Source organism: Vreelandella aquamarina (assembly GCF_020075495.1).
GTDB classification, from domain to species: domain Bacteria; phylum Pseudomonadota; class Gammaproteobacteria; order Pseudomonadales; family Halomonadaceae; genus Vreelandella; species Vreelandella aquamarina_A.
Genome location: NZ_JABYQT010000025.1, coordinates 1 through 1,383 on the forward strand (window position 1 = coordinate 1; position 1,383 = coordinate 1,383).

Annotated in this window: 1 rRNA gene; it reads right to left on the reverse strand. The window is 56.0% G+C overall.

The window, feature by feature from the left end:
- Nucleotides 1-53 precede the first annotated feature (53 nt).
- Nucleotides 54-1,383: ribosomal RNA gene (locus HW452_RS17280) — 16S ribosomal RNA — on the reverse strand; the annotation flags it as partial.

The window sequence follows — 1,383 nt, forward strand, 5'->3', positions numbered from 1 at the left end:
CACTTGATCAGGTAATTCATTGTGAGCGCTTGCCGCGAGGATGACGCATCGTTTAAGGAGGTGATCCAGCCGCAGGTTCCCCTACGGCTACCTTGTTACGACTTCACCCCAGTCATGAACCACACCGTGGTGATCGCCCTCTTGCGTTAGGCTAACCACTTCTGGTGCAGTCCACTCCCATGGTGTGACGGGCGGTGTGTACAAGGCCCGGGAACGTATTCACCGTGGCATTCTGATCCACGATTACTAGCGATTCCGACTTCACGGAGTCGAGTTGCAGACTCCGATCCGGACTGAGACCGGCTTTTCGGGATTGGCTCACTCTCGCGAGTTGGCAACCCTTTGTACCGGCCATTGTAGCACGTGTGTAGCCCTACCCGTAAGGGCCATGATGACTTGACGTCGTCCCCACCTTCCTCCGGTTTGTCACCGGCAGTCTCCTTAGAGTTCCCACCATTACGTGCTGGCAAATAAGGACAAGGGTTGCGCTCGTTACGGGACTTAACCCAACATTTCACAACACGAGCTGACGACAGCCATGCAGCACCTGTCTCTGCGTTCCCGAAGGCACCAAGGTATCTCTACCAAGTTCGCAGGATGTCAAGGGTAGGTAAGGTTCTTCGCGTTGCATCGAATTAAACCACATGCTCCACCGCTTGTGCGGGCCCCCGTCAATTCATTTGAGTTTTAACCTTGCGGCCGTACTCCCCAGGCGGTCGACTTATCGCGTTAACTTCGCCACAAAGTGCGCTAGGCACCCAACGGCTGGTCGACATCGTTTACGGCGTGGACTACCAGGGTATCTAATCCTGTTTGCTACCCACGCTTTCGCACCTCAGTGTCAGTGTCAGTCCAGAAGGCCGCCTTCGCCACTGGTATTCCTCCCGATCTCTACGCATTTCACCGCTACACCGGGAATTCTACCTTCCTCTCCTGCACTCTAGCCTGACAGTTCCGGATGCCGTTCCCAGGTTGAGCCCGGGGCTTTCACAACCGGCTTATCAAGCCACCTACGCGCGCTTTACGCCCAGTAATTCCGATTAACGCTTGCACCCTCCGTATTACCGCGGCTGCTGGCACGGAGTTAGCCGGTGCTTCTTCTGCGAGTGATGTCTTTCCTGGCGGGTATTAACCGCCAGGCGTTCTTCCTCGCTGAAAGTGCTTTACAACCCTAAGGCCTTCTTCACACACGCGGCATGGCTGGATCAGGGTTGCCCCCATTGTCCAATATTCCCCACTGCTGCCTCCCGTAGGAGTTCGGGCCGTGTCTCAGTCCCGATGTGGCTGATCATCCTCTCAGACCAGCTACGGATCGTCGCCTTGGTGAGCCGTTACCTCACCAACCAGCTAATCCGACATAGGCTCATCCGATAGCGAGAGCCG